The organism is Candidatus Sororendozoicomonas aggregata (assembly GCF_031528575.1).
GTDB classification, from domain to species: domain Bacteria; phylum Pseudomonadota; class Gammaproteobacteria; order Pseudomonadales; family Endozoicomonadaceae; genus Endonucleibacter; species Endonucleibacter aggregata.
The window spans coordinates 51,092-75,669 of record NZ_JAVLSP010000007.1 but is presented as its reverse complement, the minus strand read 5'-3'; the positions used below and the strand labels follow the sequence as shown (position 1 = coordinate 75,669).

10 protein-coding genes are annotated in these 24,578 nt (G+C 44.6%); 3 read left to right on the top strand and 7 right to left on the bottom strand.

Features of this window, described 5'->3' with window-relative positions; genetic code table 11:
• Nucleotides 1-58: 58 nt before the first annotated feature.
• Entirely contained in the window at nt 59-1,075 is a 1,017-nt protein-coding gene (gene rsgA / locus V4C51_RS02650) for a small ribosomal subunit biogenesis GTPase RsgA (protein WP_330924576.1), read from the top strand.
• A 215-nt stretch (nt 1,076-1,290) separates the two neighbouring features.
• Here the strand turns inward: rsgA and V4C51_RS02645 are convergent, their stop codons facing one another.
• Complete coding sequence (locus V4C51_RS02645) at nt 1,291-2,304, bottom strand: hypothetical protein (protein WP_330924575.1); 1,014 nt, start codon at nt 2,302-2,304, stop codon at nt 1,291-1,293.
• Nucleotides 2,305-2,726: 422 nt separating this feature from the next.
• On the opposite strand from V4C51_RS02645, the gene V4C51_RS02640 reads away from it, so the two are divergent.
• Complete coding sequence (locus V4C51_RS02640) at nt 2,727-3,884, top strand: pentapeptide repeat-containing protein (protein WP_330924574.1); 1,158 nt, start codon at nt 2,727-2,729, stop codon at nt 3,882-3,884.
• Between the two features lie 21 nt (nt 3,885-3,905).
• On the opposite strand, the gene V4C51_RS02635 is transcribed toward V4C51_RS02640, so the two are convergent.
• The 6 genes from V4C51_RS02635 to pstA form a co-directional block, all read right to left on the bottom strand.
• The gene (locus V4C51_RS02635) at nt 3,906-5,591 is read right to left on the bottom strand and encodes a hypothetical protein (protein ID WP_330924573.1); all 1,686 of its coding nucleotides are present in this window, start codon (nt 5,589-5,591) and stop codon (nt 3,906-3,908) included.
• A gap of 161 nt (nt 5,592-5,752) precedes the next feature.
• Nucleotides 5,753-7,174, bottom strand: coding sequence for an HlyD family type I secretion periplasmic adaptor subunit (locus V4C51_RS02630; protein ID WP_330924572.1), 1,422 nt, complete (start codon nt 7,172-7,174; stop codon nt 5,753-5,755).
• A 9-nt stretch (nt 7,175-7,183) separates the two neighbouring features.
• Nucleotides 7,184-9,349: a type I secretion system permease/ATPase gene (locus V4C51_RS02625; RefSeq protein ID WP_330924571.1), complete on the bottom strand. Its 2,166-nt coding sequence runs from the start codon at nt 9,347-9,349 to the stop codon at nt 7,184-7,186.
• 220 nt (nt 9,350-9,569) lie between these two features.
• A complete protein-coding gene (gene phoU / locus V4C51_RS02620; protein WP_330924570.1) occupies nt 9,570-10,298 on the bottom strand; it encodes a phosphate signaling complex protein PhoU in 729 nt (242 codons plus the stop codon).
• A gap of 590 nt (nt 10,299-10,888) precedes the next feature.
• The gene (gene pstB, locus V4C51_RS02615; protein WP_330924583.1) at nt 10,889-11,704 is read right to left on the bottom strand and encodes a phosphate ABC transporter ATP-binding protein PstB; all 816 of its coding nucleotides are present in this window, start codon (nt 11,702-11,704) and stop codon (nt 10,889-10,891) included.
• A 58-nt stretch (nt 11,705-11,762) separates the two neighbouring features.
• The gene (gene pstA, locus V4C51_RS02610) at nt 11,763-13,415 is read right to left on the bottom strand and encodes a phosphate ABC transporter permease PstA (RefSeq protein ID WP_330924569.1); all 1,653 of its coding nucleotides are present in this window, start codon (nt 13,413-13,415) and stop codon (nt 11,763-11,765) included.
• 244 nt (nt 13,416-13,659) lie between these two features.
• Between pstA and V4C51_RS02605 the strand changes: the two genes are divergently transcribed.
• Nucleotides 13,660-24,474, top strand: coding sequence for a hypothetical protein (locus V4C51_RS02605; RefSeq protein WP_330924568.1), 10,815 nt, complete (start codon nt 13,660-13,662; stop codon nt 24,472-24,474).
• Nucleotides 24,475-24,578: the final 104 nt, after the last annotated feature.

Genomic DNA, 24,578 nt, shown 5'->3' with positions numbered 1-24,578 from the left:
TGACATTGACAGAGGAGTTCATCATAATTCCCTCTGACATTGATAGTAGTGTAACCGAATGAGCAAACGCAAACTGACCCGTCGGCAGAACTGGCGTATTCAGAAAATCCAGGATGAACGCATTGCCCGTGCCAACAAGCGGGAGGCTATGATTGAGCAACAGCTTAATGATGACCATCTGGAGCCGGAACAATCTGGCCTGGTGGTTGCCCATTATGGTGCTCAGTTGGATATTGAGCCTGTCAACAGCCCGGGTGATGTCTGGCGCTGTCATTTGCGTAGCAATCTTCCCCCACTGGTGACAGGTGACAAGGTCATATGGCGCCCGGCAACGAATGAGCGCTCTGGTGTGGTGGTGGCGTTAGAAGATCGCACCAGTTTGCTCTCTCGGCCCGACCCTCGCGGGCAGTTAAAGCCTGTTGCCGCCAATATCGATTTTATTGTGTTGGTGATTGCGCCTGTGCCAAGGCCTTACCCTAATTTGATTGACCGTTATCTAGTGGCCGCTGAAACGGTGAATATTGAACCTGTGATTCTGCTCAACAAAACGGATCTGTTGGTGGAACAGGAAAGTCGTGACCTGCTTGATGATTTGCTGACAGTCTACAGTGAGATTGGCTACAAACTTTTAAAAGCTTCCTCACGCTCTGAACAAGGGCTAGCTTCGTTGCAGGTGTTATTAAATGAACACACCAGTGTGTTTGTCGGGCAAAGTGGTGTGGGAAAATCCTCTTTAGTGAATGCATTATTGCCCAATGAGGATATCCGTGTGGGAGCATTGTCTGAAGCTACCGGCAAAGGCACTCATACGACCACGGCTGCCAGGCTGTGCCATTTTCCCAGCGGAGGTAAATTAATTGATTCCCCGGGCATTCGTGAGTTTGGTTTATGGCATATGGAAAAAGGCGATATTATTAAAGGCTTTCGGGAGTTTCGGCCATTTATCGGCCATTGTCGTTTTCGTGATTGCAAGCATCAGCAGGAGCCGGGATGTGCTATTTTGCAGGCATTGGCTGAGGGTAAAATATTGTCTGAGCGGCTGGACAGTTACCGGCATATTGTACAGTCGGTGTGATTTCCCCGGTGGCCTTTTTCCCCTCACACCCCTCATACTAATAGTGTTCTTTTCACCTATTGGGGTTTTTATAAAAAAAATGGTCACCAGGCGTTGCTGGTGACTGAGAAGCAGTCATTTGGAAGGAAGAGCTTGTCGTCTGAATGTAACCTGACAGCTATCCTTCAAAATTTTTTATGCGCCTTTCTTTATACACCTTTCTTTACGCCCCTTTTTTATGACAGTCGTTGTGACGGTCGCGTTGTCCTGGCTTTCTCAATCTTGCGGCTGATATCATCCAGTTCAGCTTTCAAATTTCCAAGGTAGGTATCAGACTCTGAAGCTTTCAACAATGCTTTGCCACTATTTGCTGTCATAGCCTTGGTGGCAAACCAGAGCTTTTTGGCTTTGGCTGCCAATATAGCTTGCTCAAGCTCTTTTTTTCTCACTTCCAAACCAAAGAGGTTGGTTTCTGTACGAACTTCTGGCTGCTTATGGGCAGTGTCGCCGATATGGGCTTTATTGCGCTTTTTATATACGCCCTGATAATCAACGCTTGCTTTTTCAAAGGCTAATTTCGTTTTTGCCTTCTCGGTGCTAGAAATCTGTAAGGCTTTTTTCGTTTTTACTAATTTTTCCTGGATACCGGCGAGTTGTGAATGATTTAATTCATGGACTATTTGCAGTTCATTCAGCTCTTTTCTTGCCTCAAGTACAGTATTTTTTATTTTCTCTTTGCTTTTTTCTTTTTGCTTACGGGTAGCGCCATGGGGCTTGAGTCTTTCAGCATCAGTTAGTTTTTTGATCGCATTTGCTAACGATTGGGCACTGTCTTTGATATCATCCTGGGCGTTTTGTTTTTCCTCTTGAAGCTCTTTGAGTGCTTTGTTTAAATCTTCAATCGTTTGAAGGTTAGCTTCATAGTGTTTTTTTGCCGCTTCCATTTTCTGTTGAGTAATTTTTAAATAAGATTCCGTAGCAATCCCCATTTTACACAATGCTTTCAAACACGCATTACCCGCTGAATGACTAAACTTAACCGGGTAATCTAATAACGAAATAGCACGATTTTTAATAGACAACACCACGTCCTGGCTATTACGTGTGAGCGCCATCAGTTTCGGGTTTCCAGATATTTCAGATAAAAGCTTTTGTTTAAAAGGGGCCATCGTTTTGCGGGTCTTTTGCACAGCCTCCTCATAAGAGGGAGGGGGTGTTTGTGGGATTACCTGGCTTTGTAGGCTATTCATAATACAGCTCCTTGTTCTTAATTTTTAGAAGTAACCAAAAAAAGGTTTTAGTGTTTTTTCTATTATTGCTTTGATGGGAAAGAACAATACCGTAAACGACTGAAAGAGTGGATAACAAAGTGGTTAGTAAGGGTGACTGTTTGCAAGATGTGGGGTGTGGTCGCACTGATACTTTCACCGATACTTTAGTATTACTATTAACCTGGCATTACAATGTTAGTTAACAAGATGGTGATAAAAAATTACTAACAGTGTCTCATTTTATTCTGGCTATGTAAACAAGAAATTTACGATTTTACAGACTTTCCTCCTATCACTTTTACTCTCATCAATCAAAGCTTTTAGTGATGTTAATTACTGTTAAAACTTTGGGATTTTTGGACGATTACAGACTCATTAACTGACAGGAAAGTGAGTAGAAAATGACCAGGGACGCCAAGCCAGATGATAATAAGAAGCCTGAAAAGCCAAAAGGTACACTCGGGCGCACTGCTGTTTTAAATATTGAAGGATTAAAAACACAGGGGTTGTCAGATAAAAATCCGTTGTCAGCGAAAGACATGGATCAATACAATGTTGATACCAAAGACGATGTTGAGGTAGCGCTTTATGAGGAGAAACAGCGAACCCGGCGAATAAAAGCACTGCTTGATAGCCTTCACCCTGCTTGTCAGATGGGAGAAGATGACAACTTTCGAGGTATGGTGCTCTGTGGCAGGGATCTTACACATTCACGGTTTATCGGGAGCGTGCTAAAAAACACCAAGCTAAGGGAGTGTCAGTTACGAGGGGTAGTCTTTAAAAACTGCGACCTGTCAGGCGCTGATTTCAGAAAAGCCGATATGTCAGAGGTCATTTTTGACCATTGCAACCTTAATGGTGCTGATTTCCGTCATTGCGCTTTGAGTAATGCAAGAATTATTGATAGTAATTTATTTGCTATCAACCTTGATTACAGTATTTTAGATCAGTCGGTCATTGATTCCTGTGAAATGGGCGCACAAAGCTTTTTTAAAGCTTCCTGTAAAGGTATAACATTGTCTAATAGCCAAATTATTCATGGTTTTTTTGATAGTGCCAATATGGCAGGTGCCAAAATAAGTCATATGCTTTTCAGGGACTGCACGTTAACCAACACTCACTTTGAAGGTGCCGTTTTCGATAACTGCTGTTTTAGAGCTTGCGACAGTATTCAGGAGGGGCCTGTATTTTCACAGTGCACCATGAATCATATCGCCATGGAAGACTGTGAGTTTGAAGATATTAAAATGGTGGATACACATATTAACCATAGCCGAATTGAACGAGTGACTATGGATACCGCTTTGCTCGAAGGCGCGGTTTTTAATAATGTTGTTTTTGATTCGGGCACGATGAGAGACTGTTATAGCCTCGAAGAGGCACCCTCATTTACCCACTGTAAGCTTGAGCATATTGTGATTGATCATTCAGAGCTGATTAACGCGCACTTCAATAAAAGCGCATTTATCGGTGCAAGAATTATTGCTTCAGACTTTGAGGCTTGGGAGATGAAGCATACCGGCATTGATGGAAATACGACGGTAGATTCTGGTTTTTGATAGTTCAACAGGCGCTTTTATTTACCTTGTATCACCGGCCTTAACGTGTTGGTTATCACCACAAAGGATATAGCCTAGAAAGACGGGTTCACTTGTTGACACATCGTCATCGGGGACAAATTTTAGTCTGCCTGTGAGGAGGTCCCGCTTGGAGATCACTTGTCCTGTTTCTGCTGATTGTTTGTTGTAGATTAAATGACCTGAAGCGGGTAACGCCATTAACTGTATTGCTTCTATTGGTTTTGTTGAAGTCCGGTGAATAGAAGCAAAATCTTCCAGGCTAAAAGTATAAGGCTCATGACTATTAATGGTCACAGTGTCTGGAATGGCTGCTGTCAGCTTATGCATTGATTGATTAAGAAATTCAGAGGTACCAGGACGCGGCTGATCAAGGTTGGGTTTTTCTACCGGCAGGCTGTTTATCAGAGTTTCCAGCTCCGCCTCAGCATCTTGTTGCAAGGGTTCAGGCATTTGTTCAATCATCGCTTCCAGTGCTTGCTCTGCGGTATCACCGGGGCTGGACTGTGTAGGTGCATGGATGGACAAAGTAGCATCTAGCAGCTCATCTGCCTTTGATACGGCTTGCTCCACCTCGTTGAGAATATCATCAAAGCCATTGTTATCAGGGTTTTCTGGCTCAGGCGTTAAATCCTCATAAGACAATGTTTCTTCCCGGTTTTCATGGTGAGTATCAGAGGATGCAGGCTCAAATGAGAAGCTGCTATCTTTGCCTTCAGTAGATATTGATGCGGCACTAAAGTGGAATTCCTGGGTATTTGTTTCAGTCTCAGCCTCCTCTGGCGAAATGAAGTCCAACGTTTCAGCCACTTCTGGGGCCATATGATTGTTATCCTCGCTCTCCTTCAGGAGCAAAGGTTCGCTGGCTTGCTGGTAAGAGATATCAGACAATGGGTTTTCATCAAAGACAGGGACCGTGCTTTGTTCATTAGGGGACGATAAAACAATATCCTCAGTTGCATCGGTGTTTTCAAAGGAGTAAGCATCAATCTCATTTTCTGTGGGTCTATGAGTGCCTTCTTCAGGGGGGGGCTCTGTCAACCGGGGGACACCGGGTGTATTTTCATCGTCAACAAGGGCATTTTCATCCTGAGCTGGAGAGTGCTCTGGTATCAGCTCAACATCGGTATTCAAGGTGTTTTCCCAGTCGTTATCATCAGCGGTAATTGCATCAGTTATGCTCTGATCCAAAGTGACTGTGTCTTCTTCCGGCACATCCTTTAATTCACCGCTTTCTCCATCAATATCTGATAGTAATTGATCAATTTCAAAAAGCTCGTTATCAATGGATGGAGCGGGAGCATTATTTTCTTCCTCAGAAGGAGGGTCAACGGGGTAATCAGCGGTTACCGTCGCTTCAACAAGTGTGGCAAAACCCGCTTCGGAAGGCGACAGTTCAACGGTAATAGTATGCTGAGAATAGTGTTTATCCTGCTGACTTATTCGATAGCGGTAGTGGAGTTGTTCGTTGCCGGTTTGGTAGGCACAAAGATCCAGAATGAGCTGGCAACCATCAACCGACAGGCTGATACCGGTCTCATTACCTGACACCAGCTTTAGATGAGAAACCCTTTGCCGGCTGCCCATATTGCTGGAAATAAACGGTTTGAGTAAATCAATCGTGAGTGTAGAGCCTTCCTGATGATAACTGGCCGGCAGGGTTGTCAATGTGTCGTGATCAGGATTCATGGCTATCCTTTTGCCATAAATTTTTTAAATTGTATGAACCATTGTCTGCTATAACTTACCTAACCTGCAAGGCCAGTGTGTCCGTAGTTTGGCCGAGTCACACTGGCCTTCTGTATCAGAGTCAGAGTTAATCCTTTTTTTCTAACTACTCAGGCAGGTTGTTAGCGCTCGGTGAGAGCATTTTGTTTTGCCCTGAGCAGAGGTTTCAAAAGATACTGCATCACTGTTTTTTCACCGGTGATGATATCGACACTGGTCTGCATACCGACCATCACATCCAGTCTTTTATGGGCTGTGCCGAGATAGTTTTCTTTGGTACGAACCCTCGCGACATAAAAGCTCTCGCCTTTTTCATTTTCAATGGTATCAGCGCTGATATGCTCTAAAGTGCCATCAAGTCCACCGTAAATGGCAAAGTCGTAAGCCGTCAGCTTGACAACAGCCGGCATTCCTTTGCGCAGAAAGCCAATATCTTTAGGGTTAATATTGACTTCCACCAGCAGGCTGTCTTCGATGGGGACGATCTCCATCATTTCCATGCCTGGCTGGACGACACCACCGATGGTGGTGATATTGATTTTCTTGACGATACCCGACAGTGGTGCACGGACAAGGGTTCTGTCTACCTGATCTTGCACGCCACTTTGGGACTCAGCGCGTTGACCGAGTTTGACTTCAACCTCTTGTAGTTCGTGCACGGCGTCTTCCCGAAATTTCTCACGCAGTTCAGACTGCCGCGCTACGGCTTCTTCGTAGGCGGCCTGTAATTTAGGCAGTGAGAGCTGAGTGAGTCGGCGCTGTGAGTCGAGGTCATTAACTTTTTGTTCGAGCTGCAACAGTTCAACCTGGGAGACGACGCCCTGTTCGGCCAGTGGCTTTGTTAACTTTAATTCTTCAGCACCGAGTTGATAGCTTTTTTTCAGATAATCGTATTCGGTTTGAGTAGAGGTAAAATCATGTTTTGCTTGTAGAATTTGCTTTTCAATGACGGACTGTTCTACCCATTGAGAGCTTTCCCTTTGCTCAAAAATATCACGCTCTCTTTGCATATAATCAGGGTAATCATGCAGCTCGGGCGGAAATTTTAGTGGCTCACCTGATAGCTCTGCTTTTAAACGTGCCGATTTTGCCAGCAAGCCAAGATGTTCTATGGCACCTTCGCGAAAATCAGAACGAAACTGGGTGTCATCGAGCTGAAGCAGTGGTTGACCGGCATTGACCCTGTCACCTTCTTCAACGTAAAGCTCCTTGAGAATCCCACCCTCAAGGTTTTGAATGACCTGGAGCCGGGAGGAAGGAACAATGCTGCCGGAACCGCGAGTGATTTCATCCAGTTTGGCAAAGCATGCCCAAATGACGGCAGTACCGAGGGCCATTAGAATGGTGTAAACAAGTAGCCTTCCACCTTGTGGTGTCCTGATGAGCATTGCGGCACTGGTGTCAGACATAAACTCCATGTCTTCGTTACTGATGTTTTTTTGAATATCTCCCAGGCTGCCATCAAGAAGCGTTTCCTGTTTATTTCGGGCTTCTGATTCTTCAGATGAGGGAGTTGCTGGCCTAGAATCCTTATTGTCTTCCATGATCCCGTCCTACTCGATTTTCAGTTTGCCCTGTTTAAGGGCAGCATGTACCTGGGCTTTAGGGCCATCCGCAACAATGTGACCATTATCAATAACTATCAGACGTTCCACTAACTCCAGCATTGATGCCTTGTGGGTGACCAGTATAAGGGTTTTGTCTTTGCCCCTGGCAGCCAGTTGCTGTTTAATACGAAGCTCAGTGGTATTGTCCATGGCGCTGGAAGGCTCATCCAGCAACAGAATGGGCGGGTTCATCAGAAGGGCTCTGGCCAGGGCAATACTTTGGCGTTGCCCCCCTGAAAGGTTTTGACCCCGTTCTCCAACATTCATATCCAGTCCCTGGGGGTGTTTGTTGGCAAACTCGGTAACGCCAGCTATTTTTGCCGCTTCAAGAAGAACAGCATCATCAATATGGCTGGCACCGAGTGTGATATTTTCCTTGATACTTCCATAGAACAGCATAATATCCTGCGATACACAACCAATGCAGCGTCTTAAGTCCGTAGGGTTAATTTGTCGTAAGTCGACACCATCAATACGGATGGCACCCGTTTCAGGCTCATAAAGACCCAGTATCATTTTTTCCAGTGTGGTTTTACCCGAGCCAATACGTCCGATAATACCCACTTTTTCTCCGGCTTTTATGTTCAAAGAAATATCACGCAAGGCATGAATTTCCTGATCAGGGTACTTGAAATTAACATCTTCAAACTGGAGATTACCCTTAAGATCAGGTCGGTGGACATAGTCACGATCAACGGCACGCTCTGTGGGCATTGCCATGATTCTGTTTAAACCATCCAAAGATGATCGTGCCTGATTATAACGGGTAGAGAGTCCAGCAATTTGGGCCATAGGCGCAAGACAGCGGCCTGATAGCATAGATACCGCGATTAACCCCCCCATACTTAAATCGCCCGCTGTGATCAGGTAAACACCTGTGATGACAATGCCTATTGTTGTCACTTGTTGTACATAGGCGCTGAAGTTTGTTGCAGAAGTACTGATTAATTTGGTTTTTACACCCCATGTTGCAATATGCCCGACGGCTTTTTCCCACTTATGTTGTATTTCACCTTCTGCCTGAGCAATTTTGATCGCCTCCATGCCAGAAAGACTTTCGATGAGTGTGGCATTTTTTTGTGAATTTGAACGCAGTGTTTTTTCTACAGAGCCTTTTAAGGGGGTCTGAATAAAGTAGCTATACAATCCAATGAATAGCATGCCTGCCAAAGGAATAAAGGCGATGGGTCCACCAAGAATGAAAATAACCGTTAGAATAATGACAGTAAATGGTAAATCTATTAATGCGGTAACCGTTGAGGAGGTAATAAAGTCTCGAATGCTTTCAAAATCTTGCAGGTTTTTAGCAAAAGAACCAACAGAAGGAGGCCGTGCAGACATACTAAGCCCCATAACCCGCTCCATGATCCGGGCAGAGAGCAGGATATCAGACTTTTTTCCTGCCAGATCAATAAAATACCCGCGAATCATTTTAAGCGCAAAGTCGAAGGTAAACACCAGAAATGCACCAATAGCCAGAACCCATAGCGTATCAAACGCCTGATTAGGTACTACTCGGTCGTACACATTCATAGTAAATAAAGGGCTGGCAAGGACAAAGATATTGATCAACAGTGATGCAAATAAAACGTCACGGTATATCCGCCAGGAGCCAAGAATGGTTCCCCAAAACCAGTGCCTGGATTGTACATTCAGACTTTTTGGCGCCCGCTTGTCATAGCGGTGTTTTGCTCTGGTATAAATGACATAACCAATGTAGTGGGATTCAAGCTCAGTTAATGTAATGTCTTTTTTACCCTCTCCCGTATCCGGGACAATAACGGTCGCACAATCATTATCATGGTCTATGTGTAATAAAATGCAGGATTTTTTCTCTTTCAATAATAAAACAGCCGGTACGACTAATGAAGAAATCTCTGACAATTCTCGTCTATGCAGCTTTGTTGCCAGTCCAGCTCTGTCGGCAGCGCGAATAAACAAATCAGGAGTTAATATGTTTTTTTCGAGAGGAAGGCCAGATACTAGTGATTCGGCAGAATAAGGGTTACCGTAGTGGCGCGTTAGAATAGTCAGGCAGGCTAGTAGCGGGTCTACCCCTGACTGGCGCTCTTCCGGAATATCCCAGGCGTCTTCTGTTGTTGTTGAGTTCATGATAACCTTCTGATTAGCTTATCGTACTGCTCAACCGAATGTATTTGTTTATAACCAAAGATAGACAGCCTGTCTCATGAATAGGTGTCGTTTAACTTTAAGGTTAGTCTAGAAAAATATCTTTAGAATTAATTAGCTTATTTTTTGTTGTTCATTGGAAGTTAGTCAAAAAAATGATGGATTTGTTTTTTATTGGTCAAGTCTCGAATGTTTTTTATTTTTAAACATGATTTTTGAATATATCCTTTTTAGTTTTTTTCAAACCCTGATGACGCACATCAATGCCTTTAACCAGATAGATTACGTATTCAGCAATATTGCGGGCATGGTCGCCAATGCGTTCAAGGGAGTGCAAAGCCCATACAATATTTAAAAGTTGACCAAGATACTGTGGGTTTTCCTTCATATAGTCAAGCAGGGCCTTGTTAGTTTTTTTATACTCTTTATCAACAGGCTGATTTTCCTTAGCAACGTCTAAAGCCATATTTGCATCAAAACGGGCAAAAGCGTTCAGGGAATCCCTGACCATCTGGCAAACATAGTTGCTTAAAAGGCTTATCTCGCTATATCCTCTGGCAGTTTCACCCTCTTGTGATAATTCAATGGCAAAACGTGCTATTTTAGAGGCTTCATCGCCAATACGCTCCAGATCCGTGGCAGCTTTAGTGCAGGCAATGACCAGGCGCAGGTCACTTGCCGCAGGATGCCGTCGGGCGAGGATGCGAGTACACTCATCATCAATAGATAGCTCCATAAAGTTGATCCTGGTATCTTTTTCCGACACAGCATAAGCCAGTCGGCTGTCAGCTTGTACTAAAGCATCTACAGCGTCTGATACCTGCCTTTCCACTTGTCCGCCCATAGCCAGCAGCCCATTTCGCAAAGCATCCAGTTCTGTACTGAACTGCCTTGAAATGTGCAAAGTTGAGTGGTCGCTGAGATTATCCATAAAAGCTAAATATTATGATGCTGTGATTTAGGTTACACGCCCGCTGGATTGTTGACGTTTGACAGAGCCAGACAATGACAGGCTCCTAGGAGCCTGTCCGAGAATAGACTACCCTACTGCGGTTGCGATAAATGGGTCTAAAAATTCCTGCTTCTTCGTCAAATAGCCCCACTATTATCCTCAGAAGCAGAAATTTTTATCCTCAATTTCTCGTAATCCTCGCTACGGGTGCTATTCTCGGTCAGGCTCCTAGCTGTGGTACATCAACACTGATAGCGTTTAAGTACATGACCATTTGCTTTTCAAGTTGGTCTACAGGCCTTGCAAGGCCTGCCAGCAAGAAAATATATGTTTTCATTTGGTCATGTACTTATTATCCTGCAACTATGTTGCAGTGATATGACGCGGTCGTACTTTTTACCGTTTATCCGCCACTTTTTAATGACAGCCTCAGGGAAAAAGTATGAACAGTCTTTAGCCAAATTGACCTGTTATAGCCTCTGCTAAAAGTTTGGTGGTTTCACGGATGTGTATGCGTACAAAACAGGGTCTTGATCACTTCCAGAACATGCCAATGAAAATGACAGCCCTTAACCATATCGGCCAGTAATATAATCTTCTGTTTGTTTTTGTTGGGGATTGGTGAAAATGGTGTCGGTATCATCGTATTCAACCAGTTTTCCCATATGCAGGAATGCTGTGTAGTCAGCAACCCTTGCGGCCTGTTGCATATTATGTGTGACTATTACAATAGTAAAGCGTGTTTTTAATGTGGATATCAGCTCTTCAATTTTTAAGGTTGAAATGGGATCCAGTGCTGAAGCAGGTTCGTCAAGTAACAGGATTTCTGGTTCAATGGCGATAGTTCTGGCAATAACTAACCGCTGTTGCTGACCGCCTGACAGGCTGAGTGCGCTTTTATGCAGTCGTTCTTTGACCTCATGCCACAGAGCAGCACTTTTCAGTGCCCATTCTATCGTATCGTCAAGTACTCTTCTTTTTCGTACTCCCTGAATACGCAAGCCATAAGCGACGTTTTCATAAATACTTTTCGGGAAGGGGTTTGGTTTTTGAAACACCATTCCAACTCTTCGGCGCAAATCAGCAACATTCAATGATTTACTGTAGATATTGGTGTCTTCAAGAAATACATCTCCATTGATAGCGCAACCATCAACGAGGTCGTTCATTCGGTTAAATGTTCGCAGCAGTGTTGACTTACCACAGCCGGAAGGGCCAATAAATGCAGTGACCCGTTGCTTTGGTATTTTCATAGAAATATCAGAAAGCACCTGGTTGGCTTCATAAAAGACATTAAGTCCCTGAATATCAAGGCAGTGCTTTTCATCATCCAGGCAGAGTTTATTTCGGTTCCTGCCCAGGTTAGTGAGTTGAAATAATGGCATCTCATCGGGGTGTCCAGAGGGGCTTGTTTCAAACTGTCCATGCCTTTTTTTCATGTGATTAACTCTCCAGCCTCTTGTATTTCTCTCGTAAGTGATTGCGTAAGACAACAGCCGAGAAGTTGAGTGTGACAATAATCAATATAAGTAGCAGAGCTGTGGCATATACCAGTGAACGAGAAGTTTCTACATCCGGGGACTGAAAACCAAAATCGTAGATATGGTAGGCAAGGTGCATAAACTTTTGATCCAGGTGTATAAAAGGATAACTGCTATCAACGGGTAGGTTTGGCACTAACTTAGCCACACCAACGAGCATCAGTGGGGCTACTTCGCCTGCTGCACGGGCAATTGCCAGAATTAACCCGGTGATCATGGCCGGGCTGGCCATAGGTAATACAACATGCCACAGTGTTTCTGCTCTGGTAGCGCCAAGTGAAAGGCTTCCTTCCCGTATTGATGTGGGAATTTGCGATAACCCCTCCTCTGTGGCAACAATAACGACAGGTAACGTCAAAATAGATAAAGTGATTGAGGCCCATAATAAGCCGGGGGTTCCAAATGTGGGAGCAGGTAAGGCTTCAGGAAAAAAAAGTTTATCAATATTTCCACCAACAAAATACACCAAAAAACCTAAGCCAAAAATACCGTAGACAATAGAAGGCACGCCTGCCAGGTTATTGACTGCAATGCGAACAATACGAGTGATAGTGCCTTGCTGAGCATATTCATGTAGATAAACAGCAGTGATAACACCAAAAGGGGTGACGAAAATGGACATAAGAATAACCATCATGATGGTGCCAAAAATAGCGGGAAAAATCCCCCCTTTACTATTGGCTTCCCTAGGGCTTTCTAACAAAAACTCCCCAAGCTTGTTGAAATAAAGCGCTATTTTTTCTGTTATGGACAAATTATTGGGATGATAGGCTCTTACTATATTGCTGACAGGTTGCTCTATCAGCGTCCCATCGGCGGTTAGGATGGTATAACTATCACGACTTAAGGCCTTATAAAGTTGGTTCAGCTTATATGTATACTGTTGGTACTGGTGCTTAAACTGAGCCTGTTGAGTATCTGTCGTCTGTTCCTGTGTATGGGAGAAAGTATTGTTTAGCTCTTGTCTTCTTTTTTTAAGGCGAAGTTGTTCCAGTTTTTCGTTGATTTCGACAATATGATGGCGTTGTATATCTTCAATAGCCTTATAGATATTTTTTGTTCGCTCTATTCGATTAACCAACTCTGGAAAAGCTTGTTTGCCATTAGCAACAGTAGCACCATTTTCTTTGACACTTTTTAAGTAACCGTGGAAATTACTATTTTCCTGTCGTTCAATAGTCAGTATGTCTGTCGGGTAACGTATTTTGTGAAGCCAGGGCTTGATAAGCCATACATAGTTAATGTCGGTCAGGCCCCCAGTGCCTGTTTGCAACAAGCTGCGATTGACTGTTTCTGGCAGGTTTTCGGTGTTTATGTCTGCTGCCCTCAAGTATTTTATGGGGACAACCTCGCTGCGAATGATGGCGCCAGCAACCTTCAATGCCTGTTGTTCAGGCGCTTTATAATCCGCAACCATGACCGGATCAGGCCAAAAATACCCAAGGCCACGCGAAGCAATGAGAGCCAGGAGTCCAACGACCAGTATAAGGCTGATAGCTACTGCGCCAGCGTTTAACCACACCCAGGGTAAGCCACTTTTAAACCAAGTGTTCATCAATGTTGTCTGTATCCAGAGAGTCATGCAATAACGAGTCGGAATTATCGCAGTTTCAATGCCAAATGGGTATTGAAAAAAAGAGGTCTGCTTTTTTTTAAATAATGACTGACAAAATAAAGACACTCTATCTCATTTTATTTTTTGAGTCTTACCAAGTGTATTTTTTTGACCATATTATTTTTTTCAGGGCTGCCTATAATTAATGGCATATACCAAAAGATAATAAATTGGACGGACACGCATGCCTGTTTCAGGACCCAATAATCCAAAGTTACCTTCTACGGGGACATCTGTAGATGCCTGGTCAACAAGTGATGACGTTCAGTCAGATGCCGGTGACAGTGGTATAAAAAGCACTATTCCAACACAAAATCTGCCCAGGGATAGTCACCAGCTAGAAGGAAAAAGGGTTGCTGACCGGTCTGTAATGACCGTAGGTGAAAATGAATTGAATGAAGTTGCTGATATATCGAAAGAATTCGCTACGGCAACCTCATCGAAAAAACTGCTGCATATACTGGCTGCCAATAATGATGAAGCGCTGGAAGAAAACTTCAGGATTGTGTTTAAACGACCCAACGGTGAAATAATAAGGATTAAGCCACCGGAAGATAATATTCCTCCTGAGATTTTACGCAGATATGAACGCCTTGTTCATGCCATACAAGATAACCGCGTAGATATTGAAAACACTCTTTTGCAAAAACAGCAAAACCTCGAAAATAGTTTGCAAACAAAACTGGATAACCTCAAGGCACTGGAAAACCACCAGCCCGATGAACAGATGAGGCAACTATTCCATGAGGCAAGGGCAAAAGCGCTGCAAGGCTTGTTTGAACCTTATCCGATTTCATTGGAACAGTTACTAGGCAATGGCTCGTCATTACCGCGAAGTGAAAGGAGTGAAAGGAGTGAAAGGCGTGCTATTGATGATAATCCAAGGCATTCCCGGCCACCGGTCAATGAAGGCCAGGGAATGGATGGCACATTTGAGGTTGAGTTGGCAGATAGAGGAAGGGCGAACTTACAGCAGGAAATAAACAGCAGGTTACCTGAGCGGATAACAGACGACATAGACCATGTTTCAGAAACGCTCCTTGTCAGTGAACAGGCTCCAAAGGCTTCACCGGCCACAGCTGTCTCAGGAACACCCCCAACAGGAGGCATTCATTTCAGCCCAACGATTAATGTCACGCCTCAATTTACCAACAGCCCCACGGCAAATCCTGTTAACCAGTCAACCGCCAACCCCACTATTTCGCCGTCAAATACCAATACTGGCACTGTGCCCAATACAGTAACAACCAATGAGGAGAAAACGGATTCAGCCAACGATGCAACTCCGGAAACCTCACAAAGGCTAGAGGACGCGTTAAAAGGAAACAGGGATGAGCTGGCAAGGTTGTTAACAGATTCAGTGGCATCTCAGCAACAGCCAGGCTCCCGGCTCACTTCAGAGGCGACAAGTGACATTAAACACCTTATTCAAGGTCTGCAACAACAGCTCGATTCAGTACAGCAAAATACTGCACTGAATAAAGAGGCGCTTCAGGATTTAATTCGTCACACGCTTGCCCAACAACAAACCAGACCCGACATTGATACAGACCGACTACTGTCAGACTTCAAAGCCGCATTGCAACAGACTCGCCCTGTTGGAGAAACCGTTGATAGAACAGGTGAAAGGGAATTACTTTCAAAGCTTGATGACCTGAGCAGAAGGCTGGGTAGTATGGAAGCTGATATACCCCGGCGTATTAAAGACGACGCTGGCAGTGATGAGGTCATTCGGCTGCGGGCAGAGGTAATAGCGCTACAACGTCAACTTGAGCAGGCGCGTACCACGCCACCTGACCACCTTTCTGGTGGGTCACGCGTTTCAGGGGGTGATGACCCGGACAAGCGTGATTTGGAAAATGCATTAAGGGGCAGCCAAAGCAGTGAGCAAGCGTTAAAAAGAACGGTCGCTTCCCTTGAGTCTCAATTGCGAACACTGGAGGCAAAGCTCGCCCGGCTCGAAGAGGAAGAAGGTGAAAAGTCCCGATTAGAGCAGCAGCTGCAAGAAGCGAATAGCAAAGCCAGCGAACTGGAGGAAAAGGAAGCGAGGCTCAAGGTGCTCGAGCAAGAGAGCGAGCGGTTAGATGAGGCACTGGAGAGAGCCAATAGCAAAGCGCTGACACTGGAAAATGATAAGCATCTGTTAAATCTCGAACTGCAAAAAGTGAAAGAAAGTGCCAGCGAGCTTGAGGCACTCAAGGATGAGCGGGACCGATTAGATACGGCGCTGAGGCAGGCAACGATCAAAGCCGGTGAGCTGGGGGAAAACCAGACCAGTTTAGAGAGGCTGAAACGTGAGAGGGACCGTTTAGATCAGGCGCTACAAGAAGCTAATAGAAAAGTGCTGAAGCTCGAAAGTGACAAGCATGTATTGGATCGCGAACTGCAAGAGATGAAAGGCAGAACCAGCGAAATGAAGGTGGAGCAGGCCAGGCTGGTTGCGCTGGGGGAAGAGAAGGATCGGTTAAATAATGCGCTACAGGAAGTTACCAACATAGCTGGGGAGCTGGAGAAAAAGCAGGTCAGGCTCGAGGAAGAGGCGAATCGGTTAAATGGCGCCCTTGAGGAGGCCAATAGCAAAGCTCAGGAGCTTCAACAAGAGAAGGCCAGGCTGAAGCAAAAGGTTCTGGAAGAGACAAACAGCAAAGTCACGGAGTTGGAAAAAAAACAGGCCATTCTAAAGGCGCTAGGGCAAGAAAAGAATCAGTTGGATGAGGCGCTGCAGGAGGCAAACCTGGCAATCAAAGCACTGGGAGAAAAGCAAGCCAGGCTCGAGGATAAAAAAGATCAGTTAGATGATGCGCTTGAGAAGGCCAATAGCAAAGCCCAGAGGCTCGAAAGTGAGAACAATCTCCTAGGTCGCGAACTCGAAGCGGTGAAAAAGAGAGCCAATGAATTAGAGGTAGAACAAGCCAGGTTCGATGCGCTGAAGGTTGAAAAGAATCGGTTAAATGAGGCGTTGCAGGAAGCAATCCTGACAGCTAACGAGCTGGAGAAAAAGCAGGCCAGGCTGGTTGCGCTGGAAAAAGAGAACGATCAGTTAAATGAGGCGCTACAAAATGCAACCATAACAACTAAGGAATTGGAGGAAAAACAGGCCAGGCTGGAGGGTGAGAAGGGGCAGCTGAATGAAGCGCTACGAGAAGCAACCCAGGCCGCCAGCAAGCTGGAGAGAGAACAGGCCGAGCTGAAGGATGAAAGAGATCAGTTAGATGAAGCGCTACAAGGCGCCAATAACAAAGCCCTGACGCTGGAAAGAGAAAATACTCGGTTAGATGGGGAACTGCAAAAGGTAAAAGGCAAAGCCAACAGGCTGGATAAGCTCGAGAGCATGAAGGCCAAGTTGGAGCGGGAACTGAAAGAGGCACAGAACCTTGTAAGGGAAGCACAGACTCGCACTAACGAGCTGGAGGCTGAGCAACGCAAGAGCGCGGATTTAAGTCACAAATTAGTGGCAGCCAATCTCGAACTGGAGGGGTTAAAGCTCAGTCGAGCTATTCTGGATAAGATTTCAGCAATCAATACAAAATTGATCAGCAGTGTCCCCAAAGAAGAAACCCCCCAAGAGATAGAGCGCTTTTTATCGCGCCTTGACCGGCTAAAAAATGAAATTGAAGAGGTTAAAGCGCAACTCATTAAGGATAACCCTGAAAAACAAACAGAAATTAACACGCTATTGAAGCCTCAGACGAGCCAATGTGATAAATGGATAGCCTTCTTTTCCAGTAAGAATGACCCCCGTAACAGACCGATACCTGCAAAGCGCGATCGTTCACCAGAGTCAACGTCTGGCACAGAAAATAAAAGGAGTGGGTCAAGGCGTTCACCCCATAAACCAGGGGAGAGTTCGCTTAATAACGAAAGTCTTGAATTAAGGGGGACGACTTCAAGAACACAAGACGGCCTCGATTTACAGGCAAGTTTGACTTATAGCGGCGATGGGAATATTCATGAAGCTTTTGAGCAGCACCGCAAGCACCTGCTTTCAGCAGCGGATCAGTTTGATGAAAATTTAACCAAGGCGGCACCCCACGATACGACTGACGGTAAGGTACAGACCTACTTACAAAGCTTGAAAAAAACCCAGTCTAAAATACATGATCAATGGAAGTCGTTGCAAAATGATCTTTCCGAGATAGAAAACGGGTTTGCTGGTATTGAAAGTATTGATTATTTTCCACCGGATCATTTGACGCAGCTATCTAAAAAAATGAAGCTGGTCAATAAATTTATAGAAGAAAAAGATAAGGAGCTCGTTGAGTTTGACCGGCACTTCAAGGATCTCGAAAATACAGGGACGCAGTTTGATTTAAAGGGTATCAAAAATGTTGTAACACAGTATATTGCAGCGATTAACAGCACAGCTCGATCTCAACAAGAGCGGTTTAAAGGGATTGCCTTAAGTATTATTGATATATGTCATACACCCGAAAGACATAAACACTATGAAGCTTCCATGTCGAAGGAAACGGCTGATACTTCCATGCCGTTTTTGACAAAATTTTCACGTGCCAGGTCACAGAGAAGGCGAACCAAGCACACCGTCACTGCATCGGAGTTAGATGAAAAAATAAAATTCCTTCAAGACATCAGTAATGTTGGTGTCGTTAGTATAGATGAAAAAAAATACCGTAAGCAATTGGTGGCCCATGGGTTAGAGGATAACTTTTTTGCTCAGTGTAAAAAAAATGAATTATTGTTGAGCGATGAAATTAGAAAAACGAAGTCCCTCAGACTGGTGCTTGAGCGAGACAAAAGAGAGTTAGGGTCGTCTATTTTAGAAAAAAGACGTACACGCATTCGAGAAGATATTATCAAAAAATCCAGTAATTCTGGGGATATCTATGACACAGAGAGTTTTATAAGACAATTTTTTGGTTCATCAACGTTTAAGGCAGCTGACGCCTGGGATTCGTTGAAGGCCGTGCAGATGCATAACCTGTCGGTACCTGTGGGCGCTTTTGATGTCCCTGACGAGGGGCCTCATATAAGGGGCTACCAGTCAGCGAGGGCAGTGCATGATATTTTACTGGGGCTTGAGGAGCACATGAAATATCATGCTACAAAAACACTTGACCCTGACAAGCTAAGGCAGCTTCGGTCAGAATATATGGACTTTATCAGCCATTTAACACCTTCACAGTGGGGAGAGCGGCGCCCTGGTGATGCACGGGAAAACCATATCTCCCAAGCCGCTCGTCAGTGTATCGGTGCTTATCAAAAAGATATTATCAAAAGAGTGAATCAACATTTCCATCAGCTCATAGGCTCACGTTCCGCCGCAATGGTTGCTGAGAGTGATTTAACAGAAGGAATAAACCCCAAGACAACCAAAGTTAGCGGGGCTTCTGTGACGGAGTTAAGAAATTGTTATCATGATTTGATCAGAGCAACCGAGCCTGAAGCGCAGGGTAAAAAGCAGACAATTACCCCGAGTGCTGAAGGCCCCACTGCTAAAGTATTAACGTTATTTAAGAAACACCCTGAGTTAGCACGAAACTGGTTTGAAAAAACACTGGCTTTAAGGGCAGCATTGCCAGACAGCAGCAGTCCAGACGCTTTGGCGACGTATCAAAAGTCAGCATTGCGTGCAGTGCAAAAGTTGTTGCAGCAGTACGGTATAACGGATCATATACCTGTCAGTGCCTTTTATCTTGCCACATTGAAGGAAGTCAGCACAGCAGACTCGACGATTTTATCTTGTTTGAACCAACACTACGTTAAAGAAAAAGCCAAAGAAGGAACCTCACTCGAAAAGTCAAAAGCAGATAAATATGCTGAAAGTGTCATCGCTCTGATGCAGGCTGAGCACCGCTGTTATAAAAAAGATCCCAAACAAGTGTTCAGGGGAATGAGGCTGATTGAAGGAAAGCCAGCGACGCAAGCCTGTCATGAGAGAATTCTGAAAGAGTTTAATCAAGCAGAAAAACCACAACCTGTTGTTCGATTCTCCAGTAAATCACAGGGGGCGACCAGTGGGGAAGATCGCCGAACAGTAACAGGGGGGATTTTTCACCATGTACTCGAACAAGGGGGCATGCCCGCCGTAAGGTACACTGCCACGGGTAAAACCTTTATCAACCTGACACAAGAACAGGGTTTTGCAGATCAGGGATTGAGTTTTCGCACGAATGATACAGGAAGACCCCTTGAACTACTGAATATGAGGGGATGCCTTTGGGAGGTTGCTCCAGATATCCTGCTGAATAACCCTGATAAACAGTTCCCTTTTTCAGGCAAAGAAGGCGACAGCTTTTTGCCGGTTGTGAATAAAGACAAAGTGACGGGTAATGAAAAGGAAGGTATTTTACTGATCAGTAAGCCATGCTGCTTTTTATACACATTGACCGATAAAGGCAGCTGGCGATGCAGGCCGGTTGGTGGTGGCAACCGAAGTGCCGATCAAGAAAAATTTGAAGGTTATATCCGATTAGCCATTGCTTTAGGCCATGAACAAAGCAAAGACGCCTGTGATAACGCATTGAGACAGGCTGATAAATACCTGGCCAGAATGAAACCGGGTCTCAGTGATCGGGCAAGGGAAAAAGAAATTACTCAAGAGTGTGTTAATACCGCTTCTGGTTTTGTGCGCTGGAATAAAAACATTGAGAGCAACCGTAGCTTTTGTATGCGGCGGTTAGTTGACATCAAAGGGCAAGGTCCAGCGCTGGAACAGTCAGATATTGAGGAAATCGAGAGTGATTCAATTGTTACCATAGAGGGTATTAATACTTTTGCAGGAGGTGACCATCCAGCCGTGTTAGCCCTCGAAGCAAAGCTGGCTAATTATGATAAGCATGGAAATCTTAAAAAAGATAAAGGTATTTTTCATATTGATTACACGACAGGAAATCATAGTAAAGACTTCCCTGCTATTTCTTTAGCAACCAGCTTTGAGCGTTTTCAAGATACCTATATTGATGAGCTGAAAGAGCATCTACCAAAAGGTAGTCATGATTTAATCGAACACTTGCAAACCAACAGACATACATTTAAGAATGAATTCCTAAAGCAACTGGAGGTGTATGGTGAAGGAGTCATCGACGTATCGGGTGAGACGAGTCTTGCTGGTAACATCAAAGAGCTGAACAGAGTCATTAGCCAGCTCCAGGTTCAGGAAAATAAACTTGAGGATGCCAGTTTAGCACTGTCTGATACCTTAAAGGGCTTCCTGGAAAAGTCGAAAGCCCGTTTTAGTATTGATGAGGCCAGAACACTGTGGGATCGTGGTATTGCCCCGGCGGGTCTTAACCCGGACGAGCTGTCAAAGTATAACAAGTATATGTGGCAACTCCGCCAGGTTAATATGACAGCGAATATGCTACGGCGACATACCAATGGATTTATAAACCATAAGCATGATTTAACAGCCCTTGAGATTGTTCGCCAGGACGATGGGGAGCGGTTTAAGAAACGTGCCTACCAATTAAATGTGAAGTTTGCCTTATTGACCACTGCATTACAGGAAATGAAAGACTCAAGGGGCGCAGTGGGTACTTTGGCAGACTCTACAGCTCGGGCACTTTCAGCGTTTATGGAGTACCGGGGTATTCAACTGCGAAGTAATCAGATAAAAGCAGTACCTGAGTTGATGAGAAAACAGGCCCATGCTATTTCATCCGGGGAAGGTGATCATCTGTTTCTGATGGAAGGAACAGGCGGTGGCAAGAGCCTGGGGATTGAGTTTGAAGTTGATAATGCCTTAAGTGTTATTTCTCAACTTACAGACCCCGTAGATTGCAGATGCCGTACAGTATTCATCATCGCACCAGACAACAATGCCAAGCAATTGTATGAAGCGGTGGGTTTGAATGAACGACGCCGTGAAAGGCAGTTGCAGACCATGGATATTTTGAAAAATGGTTTTTTAAATGTCAGCCCCCCTTGGTGGAAGAGTTCTGAAAAGCTCAAACAGGTACGCAATAAATTATTGGGCATTGATAAAGATACGCCAGACCATGCTATTGGCAATGCAATCAGGCATCATCGTAGCGCCTGTGTACTGTCATTTTCTGAATTTCAGGTGATCATGCAAACAGTCAAGATGGCACTGGATATGCGCAAGAATGAATTGAGTCCTGAAGTAAAACTGCTATTAAATGAAATCAAGGATTATTTCAGAACAGGCGTTATATTTGGCGATGAGTCAGTCTCTGGTGTATTGCCCTACATGGAAGCAGACTTGAATGAAGTACAGGCAAACGTTGAAAGAGGCTTGGAAACGTTTGACGTAGCCCATGAATCTGACAGAGAGGCTTATAAAAGCAGCGAGGCATTAGTCAGAACATTTATGGGCACAATGGCGAATGCTTTCCTCTTTACGGGCTATTCAGCAACGAAAGCAACCCCTGCTATTGCTGCTTTGTTTGCCAATAAAGGCACCCATGCGGAAACGGCCAGAGCGCTCAATGAGAACCCATTGACAACAGCCAATCGTGCTATTGACCGAATTTCTGGTGCTAAAGTACTTCGTATTCAGGGCAACAGCCCGGCCGGTAATGTCAGAAAAAATGCAGCACTGAGTGTTATTCAGCACCTTGCTCCCCACGAAGGTGTCACTGTCCTTGATACAGGGGTATCGAAACACGACGCTGAAGCCGGCAATAACCCAAAATTCTATGAGCAGGTGAGTGAACAGTGGCGTGAATCTCTGAAAGACGCACGGCAGCAGGTCTATGAAGGGCGGTTAGATAAAGATGGAAAACCGGTGTCGTGCGATTTCAAAATGTGTCACATCAACAATGACGGTGAGATAGTACTTTTTGATCCCCACAACAAACTGTACAGCAAAAAGGGTGGGATGAAGCTTGACAGTGCAACCAATAAGCAGCTCCAAATGTCAGGTGCCCCGCATCTGGACAATGTACTGACAGGAGATCAGGGGGTGGGATCAGATATGCGCCAGGGTGAGCAAACAGCATTTCTTGTTCTTGGTGTATTCAGTGCCATTAAACATGGTCGAATGGATTTGGTTGAGCAGTGGTTAGGACGGGGAACACGGGCGAGCAATGAACCCTATTTGCGGCAAAAAATCTTCCTGGCTGTCACCGAGGAGGATATAGAAATTATTGAGTCAGCCCTTGCTAAAGAGCAAGACAAAAGTCAATTTGCCAAGCTTGAGACCGCTCTTGGTCTGTATAAAGACAGCAAACAACGGGTCGATGCAACAGAGCAGACACTGGATCGGCAATTGAATGAATTAGAGCTGCCTGAAGGGTTTAAAGCTATCTTGTCAGAAGCACGCCAGACAGCGCTCGTTTATGATGGTCATACAAAAGCCGAGAGTGCAGCAGATAAAGCCGTTAAAAACTGCCATGCACAGCTTAAAAAATACAGCTCGAATTTGTATAACCAGCATAAAGACAAATTGACAGGCCTACTGAATACAATGAAGGCGTATTGGTTGGCGGAAGACACCTATCAGCGTGTCACCAAAGAAGCGTTTTTACCGCGTGTACTGGCAAGCAGAGACATTAATCAATATACCAAAGACCATGAGCAGCATGCTTTTGAAGGGAAAGTTGAAAGCCTCGGTGATAAAGAGAGCGGCGAGGAAGAGTTCTGGGCAAGAACAAAAGGAAAGACAGTTATACGTGATTTTCAAGAACAGCTGAAAACACGTCTGGGAGATCAAATACATTCCATGCTGACGAAAAAAGAAAGGAGTGAAATAGAACGTGATCTCAAAATCTTCCAGTCCGCGCTTGAAAATAGGGAAGTCGCTGATGTGAAGATCAAAGAGGACGCAGAAGTCAGAGCTGAAAAGACTAATAACTGGGCTGAGAAAAATAGAATTCGTAGAATAGCGAATGAAAAGTATCAAAGAGAACGTGCCAGGAATGTACATGAAGGGCAAAAGTTGTCCGATGAGGTCATTAGACTGAAAAATCAGCTTGACCGCGATGATTATTGTCAATCACTCAATGACTGGCTGTCCAAAAGCGTAACGAAAGAATTCATTGATAAAATAGGCCAGATACAACGAAGAACAATAGAACCGATGGACAGCGTAGAAGGCATACGGGAGGAGTTTTCGCGTCCAGCCCCGTTTGCACAGGCGCTTAGCGATACTGTTAAACAGGCAAAGAAGGAGGCATTAAAACATATTAAAACTACCGACCCTCGAGCCATCAGTGTCTGTCTGAGCGCCAAGGAAGCTACTGCAAGAGAATTAAAGACCTACCTTGCCAGTGTCAAACATCATATGGACGCAATAGCGCTCGGGGCTAAGAATGCCAGGGATTATAAGCCAAATGCACAGTACACTGATAAGAAAGAAAAAATGAACAGGCTTATTGCACAAGCTAAGATTGCAAAAGAAAATATAGATCACCTATTAAACGATATTGACCGTATATCGAATGATTCATCAGAAAAAAGCATCAGTGACTTTGATGAAGTGCTTGGTAATGTGAAGAACGTGATACAAGAAGGATTATTTACTACATTAAAGCAAATTAACCTTGCTGATATGCAGGTTAATACGGCAGGTACTGACGGTGCGGGCGCAGACTTTTTTAAAGCTATCTACTTGATCAACTCAGGGAATCCCTCTCTTCCCCCAACGAAGACGTCAGCAAGACCTTCAGCATTAAACTGGCTCGGCAAGGGCGATAAAAACAAAAACTTCAGGCCCTATATCAATAAAAACGGAAAGGATGAAAACAAGAATGCTTTATTTTATATGGCCGCTGATGAATCAAGAGTGAAAGCTGATTTTGACCACCCTGGATCCTTCCCCGTCCACTTTCCTGAAGAGTTGGAAAAAAGCGTTAAAAAATTTATCGCTACAAAAACGCACAGCGATGAGGTGTTCATTGAGACTGAGAGCATGAGAAAGACAATAGAGGAAGTAAGCGGCGATATTGAGGAGGCTTTGCTAGAGGAACATAAAAAATACCTGGATGGAACTGTTCAGCCCAGGCTTATTCAGGAAAAAGATCTAATGGCGAGGCAGCATCAGCTCAGGCAGGAGCCTCCATCACCGCTTGAGGTATAGTTGTACCAATGGTCTAAATGCACAATCGCGCTGATAACCTGATTATCAGCCAGTCCTGCAAAGAAACGCCACGCAATAGCAGGCTTTATTCGTCATTTTTCCTG

Excerpts from the sequence above, each read along its gene's own strand:
- rsgA (WP_330924576.1), top strand. The coding sequence starts at position 59 with ATGAGCAAACGCAAACTGACCCGTCGGCAGAACTGGCGTATTCAGAAA.
- V4C51_RS02645 (WP_330924575.1), bottom strand. The coding sequence starts at position 2,304 with ATGAATAGCCTACAAAGCCAGGTAATCCCACAAACACCCCCTCCCTCT.
- V4C51_RS02640 (WP_330924574.1), top strand. The coding sequence starts at position 2,727 with ATGACCAGGGACGCCAAGCCAGATGATAATAAGAAGCCTGAAAAGCCA.
- V4C51_RS02635 (WP_330924573.1), bottom strand. The coding sequence starts at position 5,591 with ATGAATCCTGATCACGACACATTGACAACCCTGCCGGCCAGTTATCAT.
- V4C51_RS02630 (WP_330924572.1), bottom strand. The coding sequence starts at position 7,174 with ATGGAAGACAATAAGGATTCTAGGCCAGCAACTCCCTCATCTGAAGAA.
- V4C51_RS02625 (WP_330924571.1), bottom strand. The coding sequence starts at position 9,349 with ATGAACTCAACAACAACAGAAGACGCCTGGGATATTCCGGAAGAGCGC.
- phoU (WP_330924570.1), bottom strand. The coding sequence starts at position 10,298 with ATGGATAATCTCAGCGACCACTCAACTTTGCACATTTCAAGGCAGTTC.
- pstB (WP_330924583.1), bottom strand. The coding sequence starts at position 11,704 with ATGCCATTATTTCAACTCACTAACCTGGGCAGGAACCGAAATAAACTC.
- pstA (WP_330924569.1), bottom strand. The coding sequence starts at position 13,415 with ATGAACACTTGGTTTAAAAGTGGCTTACCCTGGGTGTGGTTAAACGCT.
- V4C51_RS02605 (WP_330924568.1), top strand. The coding sequence starts at position 13,660 with ATGCCTGTTTCAGGACCCAATAATCCAAAGTTACCTTCTACGGGGACA.